Here is an 18,758-nt window from a genome sequence, read left to right on the forward strand (position 1 = left end):
GGTCACTCAGTCTTTCACAGCGACCACCGTGCACAGGCATCGACGCGAGTCCGGGCGTCGCTGCCCGCATCACGGGACGAGCCGGGGTCTTGCCATGCCCGCCGCGGCGGCATAGTGGTCAGTGGTCGGCGTGCGGCCGGTGGGCGTGGTCTTCGAGAGGAGCGGGCCACTGGTCGATGTGGGTGAGGGGGGTGCGGCGGCGGGCCGGCAGCAGGTCGAGGAAGCCGCGATCGGCGCGGATTCTCGAACGGGCTCGGCCGACATAGTATCCGACGTGCTGGGCGCTGGGATGCCTGCGGCGGGCTTCGGCGAGCCATCCGGTGGCCTGGCGCACGGCGTCGGTGCGGGTGAGCGGTGGGTCGGTGGGCAGCAACAGGGTGGCGTGATCGGGGTCGGCGACGATCGCGGAGCCGAGGTGTTGCAGGCAGCGGCCGATGCCGGGGTCGTCGTCGAGCGCGCGGTAGCCGGTCAGGGCGAGTTGCCAGCAGCGCAGAGCTCGGCGGGGTTCGCCGCGGGCCCACCACAGCGCGCCCATGGTCTCGTGGGTCTGCGCGCGTCCGTCGGGATCGAGACCCGCGCGGGTGAGGGATTCGGCGAGTTCGAGACGATCCTGCGCGGCGTCGAGGCGTCCTTGCCGGATGTGCACGACGGCGAGGTTGATCAGGGCGCACACCTCACCGGCGACGTCGTCGCGCGGCAGCAACCACCACGCGGTCTCCAACTGGTCGGCCACCTTGTCGAGATCCGGCGCCGCGGTGGCCAGCGTGCCCAGCGCCGTCTGGTGTTCCCAGCGGGCGGCCAGGCTCGTGGACAACCGCCGCGGCCGATAGCCCCGCGGTCGCGCGTTCAGCAGGCCTGCCCGCAGCATCACCAGGTCCCGGTTCAGCTCGTCGATGCCGGGAAGTGAGCGCAGGTCGTCGGCCAACCCGTTCTCGTTCTCCCCCAAGCCCTTTCGGGCGTACCACACGTCCAAGGCGTGGCCGAGGCGGATGAGATGCTCGACCGCTGCCCGGGGGAATTCCACGCCCGGCTCGGTTTCGGTGTCCGCTGCCGCCGCGCACGCGGCCACCAGGGCGCGCAGGTAGGGTTCCTCGGTCTCGAACCAGCGGCGAGCGCCTACGGCGAAGCGCCGTGACTCCAGCGCTATCGCCCAGCGGCCTGCTCGATCGGCGTAGTGGTGCAGTAGCGCGGTGAGCGCCGCGGCCCACTGCGGTCCGGCGGTCACCGTCGCGCGATCCGGCAACACCGGCACCAGACGCACGCAGTACCGCTGCGCGCCATCGGGGGCGAGGACCCCGCGGCGGCGCAGCCCCTCCAGCAGTTTCGCCGCAGTGCGCGCCGAGGGTTCCCGGGCCAGCGGCAACCGCCCCGGCGTGTCCCGAATGGCGTTGAGCACTGCCAGCAACGCGACGGTTTCGTAGTCGTGCACCGGCAGGTCCCGCAGCACCGCGGCGATGAGATGCCCGTCCAGCGTCGCGACTGCCCGTGGGGACGGCGTGGCCATCCGCGGTCCGGCGTCGGCCAGTGCGGGGCCCGGTTCGACGAGGCCGGCGATCAGGTCCATTTCACGGGCGGTGCGCACCTTGGTGCGATAGCCGCGGGCGAACCGGGACAGCGCATAGGTCGCAGCCGCGGCGATGAACAGCACCGACAACCAGCGCAGCGGCCCGTTGAAGAACTGCACGAGGGCGTTCTCACCGAACGAGTTCACCACCAGGGTGCGCACCAGCTCGAACAGCACGGTGTAGGCCACCAGCGACGCGGTGCCCAGGAAACCGATCCAGATGGACGATCGCGGCGTCGCGCTCTGCCCGACCGGTTCGGTGGGTTCGGTCGATGTACTCACCCGGTTCCTCCCTTGCCACACCGGTGCCGACCGGTGGGGTCCGCTTCATCGCAGCACTCCACCGGTCAGCCCGGGCACGACCCAGCGCCGCCAGGTCATCAGCAGCAGCGCCACCGGCAGCACGGCCGATACCAGCGCTCCCGCGGCCAATTGCGCGATGTTCTCACCGAATTGCCGTGCTTCGCCCCACAGCAGCAGCGACCACGGGCTCGCTCCCGCTCCGCTGACCACGAGGCCGATGAAGAAGTCGTTCCACACCTGGACGAATTCGAGCACCGCCACCGCCCCCAGCGCGGGCCCGGAGGAGGCCAGCACGCGCTGGGCGATGGTGCCCGGACTGGCCAAACCGTGCAGGGCGTCGGAGGCCGTGCTGCCCGGTGGGGCGAGCATCGCGCCGCGCAGCACGAGGATGGCGACCGGCAGTCCGGCGGCGGCGTGCACGAGGATCAGCGGGATCCGCGTTCCCGACAACTCGTAGGCGTCGACGAGACCGTCGAGCGGTCCGAGGTAGGTCTGCGCCGGGATCACCGCGAGCACCACCAGTGCCACGACCGCCAGCCGGGCGGCGGTGCCGTTGGGTCGCAGCGCGGCCAGCCGGTAGGCCACCGGCACGGCCGCGGTCACCACGACCACCGTCGCGATCCCCGCGACCCAGGCGGTGGTCTGCAATGAGCGCCACAGTCCGTCGTCGCCCGATACCAGAGCGACGGCGGAGAATCCGAAGCCCTCGTGTCCGCGCACAGCGGTGTAGGCGAGTACGCCGATCGGGTACAGCACCAGCAGCGAGACCAGCACGATGCCCGCCGCGCGCCCGGGGCCGATGCGCCGCCGTCCCGCCACCGAGATCGCGCGCACCGCCGACCAGCTCGCGCGGTGCCTGCGCACGTCCACTTGCAGCAGCCAGGCGACCGCGCCCACCAGCACCGCCAGCGGCAGCGTGTAGGCGGCGGCGACGCCGGGGTCGGCGTCGGCGGCCAGCCGCCACCAATGCACGGTCGCGCTGTCGACCTGGTACTCGAGCGCCCCGGGCACCCCGATCAGCACCACGTCGAACACGCGCGCGGCCGCGACCCCCACGGCCAGCCCGGCGATCAGCAGCACCGGGCGCAGCAGCTCGTACAGGCGGATCGCCAGCGGCCTGCCGTCGTCGCGGTAGAGGTACCCGGCGCGTGCCGGATCGGCTTCTATCGCATGAATTCCCGCGCGGAACAGCGCGGTGAGGAAGCCCAGCCAGGTCCACAGGAACGCCGACCCGAGCATCGCCGCCAGCCACCACCGGTAGAGCCCGACGTCCTGGATGTCCAGCCATCGGGCGCCGTTGCCGAAGATCACCCGGAACGCCACTCCCGATACGAACGCCGACACGCCGAACGGCACGATCAGCGGCAGCCACAGCCATCGCGCCGCCCGCCCCCACCAGGCGATCGCCAGCGCCAGGATCAGCAGCCCGATCCCGAAGGCCACCCACAGCAGCGTGCGCAGGTAGGCGCCCCGGCCGTCGGCGGTCATCGTGCCGCCCAGCAGCCACAGCCCGCCGACGGTGCCGCCGATCGCGAAGACCCACGCCAGGATTCGTCTCCGCGGCGCCTTCAGCTGTCTGCGCAGCGCCGCGGGCAGCAGCGCACTCGCGGCGACGATCGCGCACGCGAGGACCTCCACCGGGCGCGCCCGTGCGGCGATGAGGACGGTCCATCCGGCGGGCAGCGCCAACAGCGCGACCGTCAGTACCGTCGCGGGCAGTCCCGCCAGCCAACCCAGCCATCGCCGTGGCCTGCCGCCGGGAACCAGCGGTCCGCGCATGCGGCGGGTGGCCAGCTCGATGCGCAGACCGTTGATGTCGAAGTGCGGGGGCGAGGTCATCGGCGCTGCTCGACGTCGTCCAGCGCGGCGATCGCGCGTTCGGTGGCGTCGGTGACCCGCGTCCGCGCACCGTCACCGATCGCGATGAGGAACTCCGTCAGCACCCGCCACAGCCCTTCCCGGCCGCCGACCGGCCCGATGCGGTCGGACAGATCGAAGGTGCTGCGGGCGGCGAGCTCCCGCGCCGAGGGTGTCAGCAGCGGCGAGTAGTCCGCCTCGGTGCGCAGGTTCGGCGCGAGGAAACCGCCGTAGCGCTGGATCCACGGCAGCGGGGCGCGGTCCCCGGCCAGTTTCTCGACCAGTTCCCCGGCGCGCGGGTTCGCCTGCTGCGTCACCACGATCGCATCGCCGCCGACGATCTTCGGCCGCACCGACGCGGCGGTCACCGCCGGGAACGGCACGACACCTACGGCGTCTTCGACCTTGCGCCCGGAGGCGCGGACCGCGCTGCGCACGATGGGTTCGGCGAAGTCGGGGGCGACGACCGCCGCGGCGCGGCGGTGCTGGAACACATCCCGGACGGCGTCGGAGAATTGCCTGGTCAGTGCGACGCCCACGCCACCGGGGAAGGCGTGGCGTTGCCCCCACAACACCCCCAGATGCCCGAACGCGGCCCGCACCGCCGGGTTGTCCCACTCGCGGCTGTGCTTGGTGGCCAATTCGTCGTAGATGCGCGGGGATTCGGCGAGCAGCACATTCTCGAAGAAGTCGGTCAGCACCCATCCGTCGGCGGCGGCCAGCGCGAGCAGGCGGATCGGCGTCTGGGCCAGGACCTCCATCCGGTCGACCCAGTCCGCGAGCACCCAGGCGGCCGGTTCACCCAGGGCGTGGGTGGCGAACTGCTGCCGGTCGAACCACACCAGCGACTTGTCCGCGGCCTTGAACGGCACACCGTAGAGCCGATCGTCGTAGCGCAGCAACTGCTGCCAGGGCTGGGCGTAGCGGGGGCCGAGTTCGTCGGCCCACACCGTCTCGGCGACAGGCCGCAGTTCGTGGCGTTCGGCGAGTTCACGCACCCGTCCCGCCTGCGGAAGCAACACCACGTCCGGCGCGGACCGGCCGCCCGCGGTGAACGCGGTGTCGGTGTTGTCGCCGAGGGGGATCACTTCGACCGCGAAGCCGAGGTCCAGTCCGGCCAGCACGGCGTGGAAGGCCGCCAGTTCCTGTCCGCTCCAGGACACCCCTACACGCACCGCGTCGGAGCTGCCCAACAGCAGGTCCGGCGCGCACGCAGCGGCCAGCGGGACAACCATTCCCGCTCGCAGCACCGCTCTGCGCGTGCTCATCGACCCCCGATGTCATTGCGTGCCAACCGAACCCGATTATGCGACAAAGCCGCCACGCCGGTGGGCACTTCGCGATCTTCGTCCGCCGAAAACTCCCGTGCGCGTCGACGGCTGCCACTGCTACCGTCACCGGTGCGCATATCTTCTGCACCCGCGAGCAAGCCGCGGCCGAGGTCGCCGCGGCGCTGGCGCTGATCGGTAACGCCTACGCCGCGCTGGACATCCGTCCCGCCCGCTACCGGTTGTCGCTGCCCCGGCGCGGCGGGAAATACGTGGCGGCACCGCGGATGTGGGAACGTTCGATCGCGTTGCTCACCGATGTCCTGGAGGACTCCGGGCTGAGCTACGACGCGGTGGAAGGTGAAGCAGCGTTCTACGGCCCGAAAATCGACATCCAGGTGCGCGACAGCGCGGGACGGGAATCCACCCTGTCGACCGTGCAGGTCGATTTCCATCAACCCGAGCAGTTCGATCTGCATTACACCGGCGCCGACGGCGCCCCACACCGGCCGGTCATGGTGCACCGCAGCATCATCGGCAGCGTCGAACGGGCCGTGGCGCATCTGATCGAGTGTCACGGCGGGCGGTTTCCCGCCTGGCTGGCGCCGACGCAGCTGGTGGTGGTGTTGCCGGTGAGCCGGGACCAGCGGGCGGCGGCCGCGCGCTTCGAGCGCCGCTGCCGTGACCATGGGTTGCGCGTGGTGGTCTCACCGCCGGATCGCGGCAGTCTCGGGGCACGCGTCCGCGATCACCGCCTCGTGCCGTATCAGGCGATCATCGGCGCCGAGGAGGCCGCCGCGGCCGAGGTGGCGCTGCGCCTGCGCGACGGGCGCCGACTCGCCCGGATGTCCGCCGCCGAGGCGCTCGGCCGCATCGGAGCCCTGCTCGCGGTGCACAGCACCGAACTGTGGGACGTGGGGTGACCGGGCCCCTCGCTGCGATCGTTTCGGTGTAAGCCTTGTCACAGCCTGGTACACGAGCGTACCGTACGACTGGTACATCGGAGTACCACGCGAGGAGGTGGGCATATGCCCGCTGTGCGACTGCCAGAAGGACCGACTACCCCACCGATCGTGCAGAGCCTGCAAATCCTGACCGGACGCACCCGCACCTGGCGGCGCATGCACGAGCGCTACGGGTCGGCCTTCACCATCCAGATGCCCAGGTTCGGGCGATCGGTGGTGCTCGCCGACCCCGCCGAGATCAAAGCGCTGTTCACCGCGAGCACCGACGTCGTCGACAACGTCGACGTCAACCTCGGCGAGTTCCTCGGGCCCGGATCGTTGTTCGCGCTGACCGGCACGCAACACCGCAAACAGCGCAAACTGCTCACCCCACCCTTCCACGGCCGCCGACTCGCCGTATACGACTCGCTGATCGAAGCCGAAGCCGTCCGCGAGATGCGGTCGTGGCCCACCGGCCGCGAGTTCGCGACGATGGACTCGATGATGCGGATCACGCTGAACGTGATCCTGCGGGCGGTCTTCGGTGCCGAGGGCGCCGAGTTCGAGCAACTACGCCAGTTGCTGCCCAAACTCGTCTTCATCGGATCCGCCCTTGCGGCGTTCCCGGTGCCCAAGGGGGCGCTGGGCAGATTCGGCCCCTGGTCCCGGTTCGCGGCCTACCGCCGCCGCTACGACGAAATCGTGGGCTTGCTCATCGACCGCGCGGTCCGCGACGGAATCGACGAGCGCGACGACGTGCTGGCGATGATGCTGCAAGCGCGCTACGACGACGGCTCCGCCATGTCGCGCAGCGAGATCGCCGACGAATTGCTGACCCTGCTCACCGCTGGGCACGAGACGACGGCGACGACATTGTCGTGGACGATCGAGCGGCTGCGCAGGCACCCGGAAATCCTGCGCCGCTTGGTCGCCGAAGCCGATGCCGGCGGTTCACAACTGCGCGAGGCGACACTGCTGGAGGTACAGCGCGTGCGCCCGGTCATCGACGCCACCATTCGCCAGGTCCGGGCCGATACGTTGCCGCTGGGCCGGTGGACGTTGCCGAAGGGGCAGAAGGTCCTGGTCAGCATCCGGCTGATGCACGACAACGAGCAGCTGTTCCCGAATGCCCGCGCCTTCGACCCCGATCGTTTCCTCGGCGTGCGGCCCGGCACATTCAGCTGGATCCCGTTCGGCGGCGGCAGCCGCCGGTGCATCGGCGCCGCGTTCGCCATGATGGAGATGAACGTCGTACTGCGCACCCTGCTGCGGGATTTCACGCTGGCGCCGACCGACGCCCGCGACGAACGCCCGCACTTCCGCGGCGTCGCTCTCGCCCCGGCCAAGAAGGGCCGCGCCGTGGTGCACCGCCGCACCCCGCGCCCCGGTGTCCCGGCGCTCGACCACGCCGCCGGGGCGACGGCATGAGCGAGCGACTCGCCGACGTCGGCGGCGTCACCCTGGCCTACGAGCAGTACGGCACGGGCGGGATCCCGCTTCTGCTGGTCGCCGGGCTCGGCCAGCAATTCCACGACTGGCCCGACGGGTTGTGCGAGCTGCTGGTGGCGCGCGGCTACAACGTCATCCGTTTCGACAATCGCGACGCGGGCCGCTCCACGCACGGTGACTTCCCGCCACCGGGCCCGGTCGATCTGCTGGCCCGGCGCTGGCACCGCGATCAATACACGCTGGCCGATCTGGCCGCCGACACCGTGGGCCTGCTCGACGCGCTCGAGCTGCCCCGAGCGCATCTGGTCGGCATGTCGATGGGCGGCATGATCGCCCAGACCGTCGCCGCCCGCCATCGCGCCCGGGTCGGTTCCTTGACCTCGATCATGTCCACCACCGGCGCCGCGCGCCTCGGGCGCCCGGCGTGGTCGACCTGGCGATTGATGCTCGGCAGACCCGCCCGCACCCGCGACGAGCACATCGACCGGGCTGTGCGCATGTACCGGCACATCCGGTCGGCCGCCTACCCGTTCGACGAGGCCGCGGTGCGCGCGACGGCGGCCAGGACCTGGGACCGGGATCCCGCCCCCGCCGCGGGCGTCGGCCGTCAACTGGCGGGCATCCTGAAATCCGGCGACCGGACCGGTGAACTGCGCACGGTGACCGCCCCGACACTGGTCGTGCACGGTGACCGCGACCTGATGGTCGCACCCACCGGCGCCACCGCGACCGCTCGCGCGATCTCCGGCGCTCGCCTGCGCACCCTGGCGGGCATGGGCCACGACCTGCCCGCCGAGGTGTGGCCGACTCTCGCCGACCTCATCCACGAACACATCCGCACCTCCGAAACCAGGAGCATCGATGCCCCGCACCCGTAGGCCACTGTCGGGCCGCCCGGTGATGATCACCGGCGCGGCCTCCGGCATCGGCCGCAGCCTCGCCCGATCGCTGTCGGCCACAGGCTCTCCCGTAGCGATCGCCGATATCGACCGAGCCGGGCTGAAGGAAACCGCCGCCGCGCTCACCGGCCCGGTACTGACCCGGGTCCTGGACGTGCGCGACGCCGCCCACCAGCTCGCCTTCGCCGACGAAGTCCGCGACTGGCTGACCGCGCCGCTCGCCGCGGTGTTCAACAACGCCGGTGTCGCGGTGTCCTCCTCGGTGCTCGACGCCGTCCCCGAGGACGACGAATGGCTGCGGCGGATCAACTTCGACGGAGTCGTCAACGGCACGCGCGCCTTCCTGCCCATCCTCGTCGAGCAGGATCACGGCGTCATCGTCAACACCTCGAGCGTGTTCGGGCTGCTCGGCATGCCCAACCAAAGCGCCTACTGCGCGGCGAAATTCGCGGTGCGCGGGTTCACCGACGCCCTGCGCCAGGAACTGCGCGGCACCGGCGTGTCCGCGGTGAACGTCCACCCCGGCGGCATCAGCACCAACATCGCGCGCAGCGCCCGGGTCCGCAAGGACCCCGAGGGCCGGGGCCGCACGCACGAGCAGATGGCGGCGGAATTCGAGGCACTGACCCTCACCACGCCGGAGAAAGCGGCCGAAATCATCCGCCGCGGCGTCGAACACGGCAAATCCCGCATCCTCGTCGGACCCGACGCCTATCTGTTCGACCTCTTGGCGCGGGTGACACCCACCCACTACTACGGTGTGGTCGCGTTGCTCGAGCGGCGCCTGCGCACCCGCGACACCACGGGAGCACCGGCATGAGCGAACACCTCGACGTCCTGATCGTCGGTGCGGGCCTGTCCGGCATCGGCGCGGCTCATCACCTGCAGGCGGCGTTCCCCGCCCGCAGCTACGCGATCCTCGAGGCACGCGACGACCTCGGCGGCACCTGGGATCTGTTCCGCTACCCCGGCGTGCGCTCGGACTCCGACATGCACACCCTCGGATACCGGTTCCGCCCGTGGACGCAAGCCGAGGCCATCGCCGACGGTCCCGCCATCCTGCGCTACATCCGCGACACCGCCGCCGACGCCGGTATCGACCGATTCATCCGCTACGGGCATCGGGTGACCGAAGCGTCCTGGTCCAGCGCCGAGTCCCGCTGGACCGTGCTGGCCGAACACGACGGCGCCACAAGGGAGATCACCTGCGATTTCCTGCTCGTGTGCAGTGGTTACTACCGTTACGACGAGGGCTACACACCGCAATTCGCCGGCGTCGAGGAATTCGGCGGCCGACTGGTGCATCCGCAGCACTGGCCCGAGGACCTGGACTGTGCGGGCAAGCGGGTGGTCGTCATCGGCAGCGGCGCCACCGCCGTGACCCTGGTCCCCGCCCTGGCCCGGACCGCCGCACAGGTGACGATGCTGCAACGGTCACCGACCTACATCCTGCCCGTCCCCGCCCGCGACACCGTGGCCGACCGGCTGCGCCGACTGCTGGGCCCGCGCCGCGCATACACGGTCGTCCGCTGGAAGAACGTGCTGATCAGCACACTGATCTACCAGTTCAGCAGGCGGCGGCCCAGGCAGATGCGCAAGTTCATCCGCGACCTGACCATCAAGCAACTGCCCGACGGCTACGACGTCGACACCCACTTCAAACCGTCCTACCAGCCGTGGGATCAGCGGCTGTGCCTGGTGCCCGACGGGGATCTGTTCCGCGCGATCCGCGACAGCCGCGCCACGGTGGCCACCGATCGCATCGATACGTTCACCGCGACCGGACTGCGCCTGGCCTCCGGACGCGAACTCGACGCCGACGTGGTGGTGACCGCGACCGGCCTGCGACTGCTCGCACTCGGTGGCATCCGGCTCGCGGTGGACGGACACGAGGTCGCGCTGCCACAGACCATGGCCTACAAGGGGATGATGCTCAGCGGAGTGCCGAACTTCGCCTTCACCATCGGCTACACCAACGCGTCCTGGACACTGAAAGCCGATCTGGTCAGCGAGTTCGTCTGCCGGTTGCTGCGCCACATGGACGAGGGCGGCTACCGGCAGACCACCCCGTGGCCGGACCCCGCCGTGGCACCGGAGCCACTGCTGGACTTCCCGGCCGGCTACGTGCTGCGCGACATCGACCGCTTCCCCAAGGCGGGCTCCCGGGCCCCGTGGCGGCTGGGTATGAGCTACGGCCACGATGTGCTCACCCTGCGCTACGGCCGCATCGACGACGGCACCATCCGCTTCACCGGCGCGGACGCACCGGCCCACGATGCCCACGCCGTGGCGCAGGGGCGCGATTCCGGGCAGGTGACGGCCTGACCGCGCGCCGGTGCGCGGCACCCGCCCGCCGGGCGGCTCGGGCCGGGCGCGATGACCCGAGCGGAGAAACTAACCTGATTCTCGTGACCCGCGCCGAGCCCGTACCCCGCACCTCCGCCGACAACGGCTCGGATTCCGGGTTTCGCCGCCGCCTGCTCGACGCCATGGCCGTCGCCGTGCGCGAACGCGGATACCAGGACTCCACCGTAGCCGACGTGGTCCGCCACGCCCGCACCTCGCGCCGCACCTTCTACGAGCACTTCACCAGCAAACAGGACTGTTTCATCACCCTGCTGACCGAGCGCAACAAGGAGACGATCCAGCAGATCGAGGCCGCGGTCGACCCGCACATGCCGTGGCGCACGCAGGTGCGCCACGCCATCGAGGCGTGGATCCGCACCGCACAGGACGATCCCTCCATCACCCTCAGCTGGATCCGCGTCGTCCCCGCCCTCGGCGAGGACACCCGTCACCTGCAACGCGAGGTCGGCGAAACGTTCATCGCCCTGATCCAGAAACTCACCGACACACCGGAATTCGCGGCCGCCGGACTGCGGCCGCCGTCCCGGCAGGTGGCGACCATCCTGTTCGGCGGCTTCCGGGAACTCATCGCCACCACCGTGGAAGACGGCGGCGACATCGGCGGCATGGTCGAGGTGGCGGTCGAATCCGCGATCGCGCTGATCGGACCGCACACCTAGCGCTCGGCCGCCGTCACCGCTTCGAGGTCACCGGGCGGCGTCGACGAATGCTGCGCCGGTCGACACCGGCACCACCGCGCTGGAGTCGAGTTCGGTGGCCACCGCGACATCTTGCGCGAACCCGCCCTCGATCAGTTCCCGGCCGGAGGCGCAGTCGCGAATCAGCGCCGCGACGTCGGCGATCGCGTCGTACGCCACCGCGGCGGCATGCGCCTCCGCCGACAGCGGCCCCGCTCCGTTGCGCGCCAGCGCCGCGGCGACCGCACCCGCACCCAGCCAATCCTCGACCGCGGGCCGCAGCTCCACACCGCCGGGCCACTGCTCGCCCGCGGCGATCACCGCGACCGGCTCCCGCCCGGTGCCCCACCCCTGCCCCGCGATCCAGCGAGCGACCGCGACCGCGTTGCGCAGGCACGCCGCCACCACCGGCACACCGCTGACCGCCGCGGCGATGGCCGAACCGTTCGGAGAGGGCAGTACGAGCCGCTCGGCCACCGGCGCACGCCGCAACCCCGCCGGAGACAGCGACCACGGCTGCTGCTCGGACACCGCCCGCCGCCCCACCGCCAGCACCGCGCCCTGCCGTGCGGCGAACTCCGCGGCTGCACCGTCGCGCCACGGGTAGGGCAGCACCTGTGTCCCCGCTTCGACAGCGACCGACACCGACGTCGTGAACGACAAAACGTCCACCACCACCACGCACGCGCTACCGGGCCCGAGCGCCCGCGCACCGGCCGAACCCCACTCCAGCCGAACCCCCCACGGCCGTTGCCGCGCCCACCCGGCGATCTGCGTCATGCTCGTCCCCCCATCTATGCCGCGCGCGGCGCCGACCTGTGGCACGCGATTCCGCACCTCACAGACTCGCCCACATCGAACGGATCACCATCGCCCGGCCGTGCCACTCCGGTGCCCGACCGGGCACTCTATCCGGCTCAGCCCTGCTCGGGACGGCCCGGTCGGTAGAACCATTCTTCCAAACTGAAATCTTCCCGGATCTTCTTCTGCTCCACGAGGAACTGTTTGGTCCCCGTCAGCAACTGGATGCCGAGCGGAGCGAAGATCTCGTCCGGGATGTAGCTCGGGCGCGCGGTCGCCCGCACGACCGCCTCCGGCGACTTCGACTGCGCGACCTCGTAGTTCACGTAGTCGTCCCAATGCTGCTTCGCATACCGGTTGGCTTCGACCAGGACCGACTGCCACGCGCCGCCGAATTCCGGGTGGCTGTCGAGGAACTCCTGGCTGCTGACCGAGGAGCTGGTGCCCGCGAGATCGGGATGGTTGTCGTGAATCGAGTCCACCTGATGGAAACCTTTGGCCAAAAACGACCGGAAGAACGACGACGGGTTCACATCCGGCAGCGCGACCGCCGCGATATCGCCGCCGTTGAGCGGGGCCTCCGCGTCGGTGGCCAGCAGATGCACCAGCTGCGCCTGAATGCCCTCGGCCTTCAGCGCACCCTGCAGGTAGCGATCGATGTACGAACCGGATTGCACGCCGATCTTTCTGCCCGCCAGATCTTTCAGCGTCCGGATCGCCGGATCCTTCGCCACCACACCGGCGTTGTAATTCACCGCCGCGATGGCCAGCAGCCGCGTGGTCAATCCACTGCCGCGCGCCACCAGAGCGGGCGTGTCCCCGTAGGTGGCGACATCGAGGCGGCCACCGACCAGCGCCTGATTCAAGTCGGGACCGTTGGGGAAGCTGTAGACCTCGATATCGTCCACACCCAGCGACTTCAGCGCAGGCAGCAGGGCCCCGCGCTGGTGGGCGAACCCGACCGGCCCGGTGAGCACGTTACCGGTGCCGATGGTACCGATACGGAGGGTCTTGATCTCGGCGCGGGACGCCGAGCCAGCGTCGTCGGCCCCGCAGCCGATGACGGCCAGCAACAGCGCCGACACCAGAGCGGGCACGATCAGCCTGAATACGCGCATGATTCGCTTTCGTCGTTCAGAGTTCGGACAGTCGCGGCGGCGGAGCGCCGTGCGGCAGACGCGGCCCCACCGCGACGCGACTGCCGGGTGTACGGCCGCGGCCCCACCCCAGCTCTCTGCGGTAACGGCCGATGTGGTCCTCGCCGACCACGCCGGGATCGGCCAGCGGAGTCGACTCCGGGTCGACATACAGCGCGTCCGTGGGGCAGTACGCCTCGCACATGAAGCAGGTCTGGCAATCGGATTGCCGCGCGATGACCGGGATTCCGCCCTCCGTGCGATCGAAGACGTTCGTGGGGCACACGTCCACGCATTTGTCACAGGCGATGCAGTCACCCGCGCGCAGGATCTCGATCATGCCGCCACCGCCGAGGCGCCGGTCGCCGCGGCCGTCGCCGTCCACACCTCGTCCAAACCGCCGGACAGGATGTGGTGATGCTGGCGCGGATCCAGATCCGGGTGATCGGCGCGTTTACTCATCCCGCGCGTCTCCGTGCGCGCCAGCGTCGATCGGTACATCAACCGTCCCACAGCGGTGATCGCGGCGGCCTGCCGCGCCCGCACTCGCTCGTCTCCACTCCCGCCGCCCAGACCGCGCGCCGCGTGCTCCCACACACGGTCCAGCTCCGCGAGCGCGGGCCGGATCCGGTCACCATGGCGCAGGTAATTCTTTTCGAACGGGATCAGCTCCTGCTGCGCGGCCTCCACCACGTCCGCGGCCCGGACCGACCCACCGCGCTCCGGCCGCAACCCGGTGCGCCCGGCACCACGCAGATCGACACTCCGAGGGCCACCCGATCGCAACGCGAACGTCGCCGCTCCGCGCCCTGCCCAACTGCCCGACGACATCGCCCATGCCGAATTGTGGCTGCCGCCACCGGTGAATCCGCCACAGATCCGTTCCCTGGTCGCCGCGTCACCCGCCGCGTACAGGCCCGGCACCGTGGTGGAGCAGTCGTCGTCGACGACATCGATGCCGCCGGTGCCGCGGACGGTGCCCTCGGCGAGCAGGTCCACCTCGAACCGGTCGGTGAACGGGTCGATGCCGCGCCGATCGAACTGCAGGAAGAAATTCGGCTGCCCCAGCCGCATCTGCGCCTGAACCGTCGCGTCGGCACGATCGAGCTGGGCGAACACCTTCTCCCGCAGCAACGTCCGCGCGATCACCGAACGGCCCTTGGTCGAGCCCGCGCCCTCGAGTACTCGCCCGTCCTCGTGGAAGAAGGTCGCATACCCGTAGTAGGCGGTCTTGGTGATCGTCGAACCCTTCGGCACGATCGCGTACGCGTTGGAGAATTCCATGCCCGAGAAGCGGGCGCCCACCTCGGCCGCCATCAGCGCGCCGTCACCGGTGTCGACGTTGGTGCCGAGCGCCCGGGACAGGAACGCGCAGCCCCCGCTCGCGAGCACCACCGCACCGGCCACCACGCGATAGTCCCGATCGGCCTGGCGCTGGTAGCCCGCCGCGCCGCGCACCACACCCTCGGCGTCGACCAGCAATTCCAGCGCCGGCGAGTGGTCGAGGATGCGCACCCCGATCCGTTTCACCCACGCCCGCATCCGGCGCATGTACTCCGGGCCCTGCACGCCGGTACGGATCTGCGCCCCGGTACCGGGGTCCACGGGGAACGGATACCGTCCCTCCACCGCGAGCCGATCCATGTTCGCGTAGGTCTGATCGAGCACCCGGTCCATCCAGTAGTGATCGGCCAGGTGCCCGCCCAGCGCTTCCCGGCTGGCTTTCGCGTTCGCCCGCGCGTTCGCCTCCGGCGCCACATACCACACCCCGGTGCCGGCGGGGGCGGTAGCGCCGCTGGTCCCGCAGTAGCCCTTGTCCACCAACGTCACCTCGGCGCCCGCTTCCCGGGCGTGGATCGCGGCCCAGCAGGCCGCGGGCCCGCCGCCGATCACCAAGACGTCCGTGCTGATCTGCAACGGTTCACTCATGCGTCTGCTCCTGTCGGTGCCTCGGGATTCACGCCGAGTGCGAGCAGCAACCGGCGCCGGAGTGCGGAGAATGCGGGGTCGACCACCGAACGCGGGCGGGCGACGGTGATATCGAAGGATTCGGCGATGCGACCGTCGCGCAACACGAGCGCGCGATCGGCCAGTAGCAGCGCCTCTTCCACGTCGTGGGTCACCAGCAACACCGACTGGCGGTGCAGCGTCCACAGGCGAGCCACGAGGGCTTGTACTTTCAACCGGGTCAGCGCGTCCAGGGCGCCGAACGGCTCGTCGAGCAGCAACAGTTCCGGATTGCGGACCAGCGCCCTGGCCAGCGCCACACGCTGAGCTTCACCGCCGGACAGCGTCGCGGGCCACACATCCGCCTTCGCGGTGAGCCCCACTTCCTCCAGCGCCGTCAGCGCCCGCGCCTTGGAAGCTCCCTCGACGCCCAGAACGACGTTGCGCCACACACTGATCCAGGGAATCAACCGATGCTCCTGGAACACGATCGCCTTCGACCCGGGAACCTCGAACGAGCCGCCGAACCCCCGATCCAGGCCGCCGATCCCGCGCAGCAGCGTGCTCTTGCCCGAGCCGCTGGCACCGAGCAGCGCGACGAATTCCCCAGGCGCGATATCCAAGTCGACCTCGCGCAGCACTGTGCGTCCGGCGAACGCGCGCGCCGCCCCGCGAATGCGGACACCGGCCCCGATCGTGGCGGTCATCTACTTCCCCTCATAGCCGGTACGCCAGGACAGGAACCGGTGTTCCAACACGCGCACGAACAGATCGGTGAGCAACCCGAGCACCGCGTAGATCACCAGGACCAGGAAGATCTGGTCGGTCCGCAAGAACTCCTTGGCATCGTTCATCAGGAAGCCCAGCCCCACCGGTGTGGTCTGCATCTCCGCGACCACCAGGGTGAGCCAGCCGATGCCCAGTGCCTGCCGCAGTCCGACGAAGATCTGCGGCAACGCGCCGGGCAGGATGATCTTCGTGGTCAGCTCGAAACGGTTGAGGCCCAGTGATTCCGCCGCCTCCACCAGCCGCCGGTCCACGCCGCGGATCCCGGCCAGCACGTTCAAGTAGATCGGGAAGATGGGCGCGACGATGATCAACGCGATCTTGAACGAGTCACCGATGCCGAACCAGATGATGAACACCGGCACCAGCGCCAACGTCGGCAGCATCCGCAATGCCTGCAACGGGCCGTTGACCAGATCCTCGGCGATCCGGAACAGTCCGGCCGCCACACCGCACACCAGGCCGATACCGATGCCGATCGCCAGCCCGATCGCCACCCGGCGACCGGACGCGGCCAGATGCTGCCACAACTCACCCGACCGGATCAGCTCCCACCCCGCCTCGAGCACCTCGGTCGGCGCCGGAGTGGTCGCGCCGAGCCACGATCGGGCACCGAGCTGCCAAATGATCACCGCTAGAATCAATCCGGAGGACGCCCTGGCCAGGCCGAGCAACCTACGGGTGAACGGGGCCGGGCTGTCGGTGGCCGCCTCGGCCGGGGTGGAAGGTGGCGCCGATGTGGTCGGATCCAACTGCAATGTCATCGGACACGGTCCTCACACGAGAAGTACTGTCCGGAACAGTAAGGCGCGCGACCGGTTCACAGAATGGTTGCGATCAGCCCGATCCTGAACCCGCGCTCGGCGCGGACACTGTGCTGAGCAGCAAGGACGCGTGCCCGCCTGAGCCCACCCAGTTGATCGCTGTCAGCCTCCGCCGCTGATCGAACATCGCTCGGGAAGGCGCCGCAGGACTCGATCGCGCCAGAACCTCCAGCCCCCGGCATCGTGTCGGCGACCTCGACATCGAGGACACCGCCGCGTTCCCAATGCCCGCGCCACCAGGGGGCGGTAGGCAGACAGCCCATGGCGGCTCGGGCAACAGCGCGTCTACGCCGTCGAGGTGGCGTCGCGGAAAGGTTTCGGCACTACCGCGCCACCGGCTTCACCGAGACGCTCGGCAAGAGCCGGCAGCACAGTCGAGCACCCGGCATCCAGCGTGAGTGCGGCCAGTTCGTCACCGCGCGTCCGGCCACGATTGACGATGACGACGACACGCCCGCGCCTGGCGGCGTGACGCACGAAACGCAACCCGGACATCACCGTCAGCGACGACCCGGCCACCAGCACCGCGTCCGCGGCGTCGACCAGCTCGTACGCCGCGGCGACCCGCTCCTTGGGCACGTTCTCCCCGAAATAGACGATATCGGGCTTCAGCATGCCGCCACAGCGCGCGCAATCCACCATCCGGAAGCTTCCGGTGTCGCCGACCACCGCGTCCGCGTCGGGCGCGACCTCTAGGCCATCGATCGTCGCGGCCTCCGCGAAGCCCGGATTGGCCGCCTCCAGCCGATCGGCCAGCGACATCCGCGAGACCAGGGACGCGCAGCTGAGGCAACGCACCCGCGCGTAGGTGCCGTGCAGATCGATCACCCGCCGATGCCCCGCCTTGGTGTGCAGCAGATCCACGTTCTGGGTGATCAGCCCGGTGACCACGCCCATGCGTTCCAGCCGTGCCAGCGCGCGATGGCCGGGATTGGGGCGCGACCCGTCCATGCGCCGCCAGCCGACGTGATTGCGCGCCCAGTACCGCTGCCGGAACACCGGATCACCGACGAACTGCTGGTAGGTCATCGGGTTGCGCGGCGGCGAGGACGGACCACGATAGTCCGGGATCCCGCTGTCGGTCGAGATCCCGGCACCGGTCAACGCGACGACCCGGCGCCCATCGAGCAACCGCGCCAGCTGCTCGAACCCGGCGCCCAGAGGCGTCCGCGCAAACTCCGACATGCCGTTCAGGGTACGGCGACCGCCACGGCAACGGCCGAACGGCCGCCCCGCGCGGGGAAGAGTAGGCCGAGGTCAGACGCGCCGCATCACCGACACGACCTTGCCGAGCACGACCGCTTCGTCACCATTGATCACCTCGTAGGCCGGGTTGCGCGGCTCCAAGTACACATGACCGTTGCGCCGCCGGTACACCTTCACCGTCGCCTCCCCATCGATCATCGCCGCCACGATCTCGCCGGAATGCGCCTCGTGCTGCTTGCGCACCACCACGAGGTCGCCATCGCAGATGGCCGCATCAATCATCGAATCGCCGCGTACCCGCAGCCCGAACACCGTGCCGCGCCCGACCAGCTCGCGCGGCAACGTCATCGTGTCCTCGCCGTGCTCCTCGGCCAGGATCGGAGCGCCCGCCGCGATGTCACCGACCACCGGTACCGCCACCGAATCCTCCGCGAACTCCCGCCGCGCGGGCGCGTGCAGAAACATCCGCACGTCGATCGGCCGCGACACCGTCCGGCCGCGGCGCAGGAAACCACGCTCCTCCAGGCTCTTCAAATGCTTCGACACCGACGACGCCGACCGCAGACCCACCGCGTCACCGATCTCACGCGTGTTCGGCGGATACCCGTGCCGGACAACCCAGTCCCGAATCGTGGCGAGAATCCGCTGCTGCCGCGGCGGTAACGTCGAGGTGTCGAGATGCTCGAACGCGTCGAGCGGGTCGTATCCGGTCACCCCGGGAATGGTAGAG

At 70.1% G+C, this 18,758-nt stretch carries 17 protein-coding genes; 6 read left to right on the plus strand and 11 right to left on the minus strand.

Features of this window, described 5'->3' with window-relative positions:
* Positions 1-118: 118 nt before the first annotated feature.
* The 3 genes from ACZ6DL_RS17050 to ACZ6DL_RS17060 are packed head-to-tail and all read right to left on the minus strand — an operon-like array spanning position 119 to position 4,992.
* Positions 119-1,846: a tetratricopeptide repeat protein gene (locus ACZ6DL_RS17050; protein ID WP_466052064.1), complete on the minus strand. Its 1,728-nt coding sequence runs from the start codon at positions 1,844-1,846 to the stop codon at positions 119-121.
* Between the two features lie 45 nt (positions 1,847-1,891).
* Entirely contained in the window at positions 1,892-3,706 is a 1,815-nt protein-coding gene (locus ACZ6DL_RS17055) for a hypothetical protein (RefSeq protein ID WP_466052065.1), read from the minus strand.
* The gene (locus tag ACZ6DL_RS17060; RefSeq protein ID WP_466052067.1) at positions 3,703-4,992 is read right to left on the minus strand and encodes an ABC transporter substrate-binding protein; all 1,290 of its coding nucleotides are present in this window, start codon (positions 4,990-4,992) and stop codon (positions 3,703-3,705) included. Before ACZ6DL_RS17060 ends, ACZ6DL_RS17055 begins: the two co-directional genes overlap by 4 nt.
* A gap of 38 nt (positions 4,993-5,030) precedes the next feature.
* Here ACZ6DL_RS17060 and ACZ6DL_RS17065 point away from each other — a divergent pair, with 38 nt between their 5' ends.
* The 6 genes from ACZ6DL_RS17065 to ACZ6DL_RS17090 all read left to right on the plus strand — a co-directional run bounded on the left by ACZ6DL_RS17065 (position 5,031) and on the right by ACZ6DL_RS17090 (position 11,310).
* Positions 5,031-5,915 carry an aminoacyl--tRNA ligase-related protein gene (locus ACZ6DL_RS17065; RefSeq protein ID WP_466052069.1) on the plus strand — a complete coding sequence of 295 codons (885 nt, stop codon included), beginning with the start codon at positions 5,031-5,033 and terminating at the stop codon, positions 5,913-5,915.
* A gap of 105 nt (positions 5,916-6,020) precedes the next feature.
* Positions 6,021-7,364, plus strand: coding sequence for a cytochrome P450 (locus ACZ6DL_RS17070; RefSeq protein ID WP_466052071.1), 1,344 nt, complete (start codon positions 6,021-6,023; stop codon positions 7,362-7,364).
* On the plus strand, positions 7,361-8,263 hold the full coding sequence (locus tag ACZ6DL_RS17075; RefSeq protein ID WP_466052073.1) for an alpha/beta fold hydrolase: 903 nt from the start codon (positions 7,361-7,363) through the stop codon (positions 8,261-8,263). Before ACZ6DL_RS17070 ends, ACZ6DL_RS17075 begins: the two co-directional genes overlap by 4 nt.
* On the plus strand, positions 8,247-9,104 hold the full coding sequence (locus tag ACZ6DL_RS17080; RefSeq protein WP_466052075.1) for an SDR family NAD(P)-dependent oxidoreductase: 858 nt from the start codon (positions 8,247-8,249) through the stop codon (positions 9,102-9,104). Before ACZ6DL_RS17075 ends, ACZ6DL_RS17080 begins: the two co-directional genes overlap by 17 nt.
* Positions 9,101-10,609 (plus strand): flavin-containing monooxygenase, encoded by a 1,509-nt coding sequence (locus tag ACZ6DL_RS17085; protein WP_466052077.1) that lies wholly within the window; start codon positions 9,101-9,103, stop codon positions 10,607-10,609. The genes ACZ6DL_RS17080 and ACZ6DL_RS17085 overlap by 4 nt, the downstream gene beginning before the upstream one ends.
* Before the next feature lie 83 nt (positions 10,610-10,692).
* Positions 10,693-11,310: a TetR/AcrR family transcriptional regulator gene (locus ACZ6DL_RS17090; protein ID WP_040872295.1), complete on the plus strand. Its 618-nt coding sequence runs from the start codon at positions 10,693-10,695 to the stop codon at positions 11,308-11,310.
* A 27-nt stretch (positions 11,311-11,337) separates the two neighbouring features.
* On the opposite strand, the gene ACZ6DL_RS17095 is transcribed toward ACZ6DL_RS17090, so the two are convergent.
* The 8 genes from ACZ6DL_RS17095 to lexA form a co-directional block, all read right to left on the minus strand.
* Positions 11,338-12,108 carry a 2-phosphosulfolactate phosphatase gene (locus ACZ6DL_RS17095; RefSeq protein WP_466052078.1) on the minus strand — a complete coding sequence of 257 codons (771 nt, stop codon included), beginning with the start codon at positions 12,106-12,108 and terminating at the stop codon, positions 11,338-11,340.
* Between the two features lie 137 nt (positions 12,109-12,245).
* A complete protein-coding gene (locus ACZ6DL_RS17100) occupies positions 12,246-13,247 on the minus strand; it encodes an ABC transporter substrate-binding protein (RefSeq protein WP_466052080.1) in 1,002 nt (333 codons plus the stop codon).
* Positions 13,248-13,263: 16 nt separating this feature from the next.
* A complete protein-coding gene (locus ACZ6DL_RS17105) occupies positions 13,264-13,605 on the minus strand; it encodes a 4Fe-4S dicluster domain-containing protein (protein ID WP_466052082.1) in 342 nt (113 codons plus the stop codon).
* Entirely contained in the window at positions 13,602-15,194 is a 1,593-nt protein-coding gene (locus ACZ6DL_RS17110) for an FAD-dependent oxidoreductase (protein ID WP_466052084.1), read from the minus strand. Before ACZ6DL_RS17110 ends, ACZ6DL_RS17105 begins: the two co-directional genes overlap by 4 nt.
* On the minus strand, positions 15,191-15,919 hold the full coding sequence (locus tag ACZ6DL_RS17115; RefSeq protein WP_357118614.1) for an ABC transporter ATP-binding protein: 729 nt from the start codon (positions 15,917-15,919) through the stop codon (positions 15,191-15,193). Before ACZ6DL_RS17115 ends, ACZ6DL_RS17110 begins: the two co-directional genes overlap by 4 nt.
* The gene (locus tag ACZ6DL_RS17120) at positions 15,920-16,762 is read right to left on the minus strand and encodes an ABC transporter permease (RefSeq protein WP_466052086.1); all 843 of its coding nucleotides are present in this window, start codon (positions 16,760-16,762) and stop codon (positions 15,920-15,922) included.
* A 345-nt stretch (positions 16,763-17,107) separates the two neighbouring features.
* Positions 17,108-18,007, minus strand: coding sequence for an NAD-dependent protein deacetylase (locus tag ACZ6DL_RS17125; protein ID WP_466052088.1), 900 nt, complete (start codon positions 18,005-18,007; stop codon positions 17,108-17,110).
* A 72-nt stretch (positions 18,008-18,079) separates the two neighbouring features.
* Positions 18,080-18,742, minus strand: coding sequence for a transcriptional repressor LexA (gene lexA, locus ACZ6DL_RS17130; RefSeq protein WP_466052090.1), 663 nt, complete (start codon positions 18,740-18,742; stop codon positions 18,080-18,082).
* Between the last annotated feature and the right edge of the window lie 16 nt (positions 18,743-18,758).

The sequence above is a fragment of the Nocardia sp. NPDC041819 genome, assembly GCF_055590505.1.

Excerpts from the sequence above, each read along its gene's own strand:
- ACZ6DL_RS17125 (WP_466052088.1), bottom strand. The coding sequence starts at position 18,007 with ATGTCGGAGTTTGCGCGGACGCCTCTGGGCGCCGGGTTCGAGCAGCTG.
- ACZ6DL_RS17060 (WP_466052067.1), bottom strand. The coding sequence starts at position 4,992 with ATGAGCACGCGCAGAGCGGTGCTGCGAGCGGGAATGGTTGTCCCGCTG.
- ACZ6DL_RS17115 (WP_357118614.1), bottom strand. The coding sequence starts at position 15,919 with ATGACCGCCACGATCGGGGCCGGTGTCCGCATTCGCGGGGCGGCGCGC.
- ACZ6DL_RS17080 (WP_466052075.1), top strand. The coding sequence starts at position 8,247 with ATGCCCCGCACCCGTAGGCCACTGTCGGGCCGCCCGGTGATGATCACC.
- ACZ6DL_RS17100 (WP_466052080.1), bottom strand. The coding sequence starts at position 13,247 with ATGCGCGTATTCAGGCTGATCGTGCCCGCTCTGGTGTCGGCGCTGTTG.
- ACZ6DL_RS17110 (WP_466052084.1), bottom strand. The coding sequence starts at position 15,194 with ATGAGTGAACCGTTGCAGATCAGCACGGACGTCTTGGTGATCGGCGGC.
- ACZ6DL_RS17055 (WP_466052065.1), bottom strand. The coding sequence starts at position 3,706 with ATGACCTCGCCCCCGCACTTCGACATCAACGGTCTGCGCATCGAGCTG.
- ACZ6DL_RS17070 (WP_466052071.1), top strand. The coding sequence starts at position 6,021 with ATGCCCGCTGTGCGACTGCCAGAAGGACCGACTACCCCACCGATCGTG.
- ACZ6DL_RS17095 (WP_466052078.1), bottom strand. The coding sequence starts at position 12,108 with ATGACGCAGATCGCCGGGTGGGCGCGGCAACGGCCGTGGGGGGTTCGG.
- ACZ6DL_RS17120 (WP_466052086.1), bottom strand. The coding sequence starts at position 16,762 with ATGACATTGCAGTTGGATCCGACCACATCGGCGCCACCTTCCACCCCG.
- ACZ6DL_RS17065 (WP_466052069.1), top strand. The coding sequence starts at position 5,031 with ATGCGACAAAGCCGCCACGCCGGTGGGCACTTCGCGATCTTCGTCCGC.
- ACZ6DL_RS17085 (WP_466052077.1), top strand. The coding sequence starts at position 9,101 with ATGAGCGAACACCTCGACGTCCTGATCGTCGGTGCGGGCCTGTCCGGC.
- ACZ6DL_RS17105 (WP_466052082.1), bottom strand. The coding sequence starts at position 13,605 with ATGATCGAGATCCTGCGCGCGGGTGACTGCATCGCCTGTGACAAATGC.
- ACZ6DL_RS17075 (WP_466052073.1), top strand. The coding sequence starts at position 7,361 with ATGAGCGAGCGACTCGCCGACGTCGGCGGCGTCACCCTGGCCTACGAG.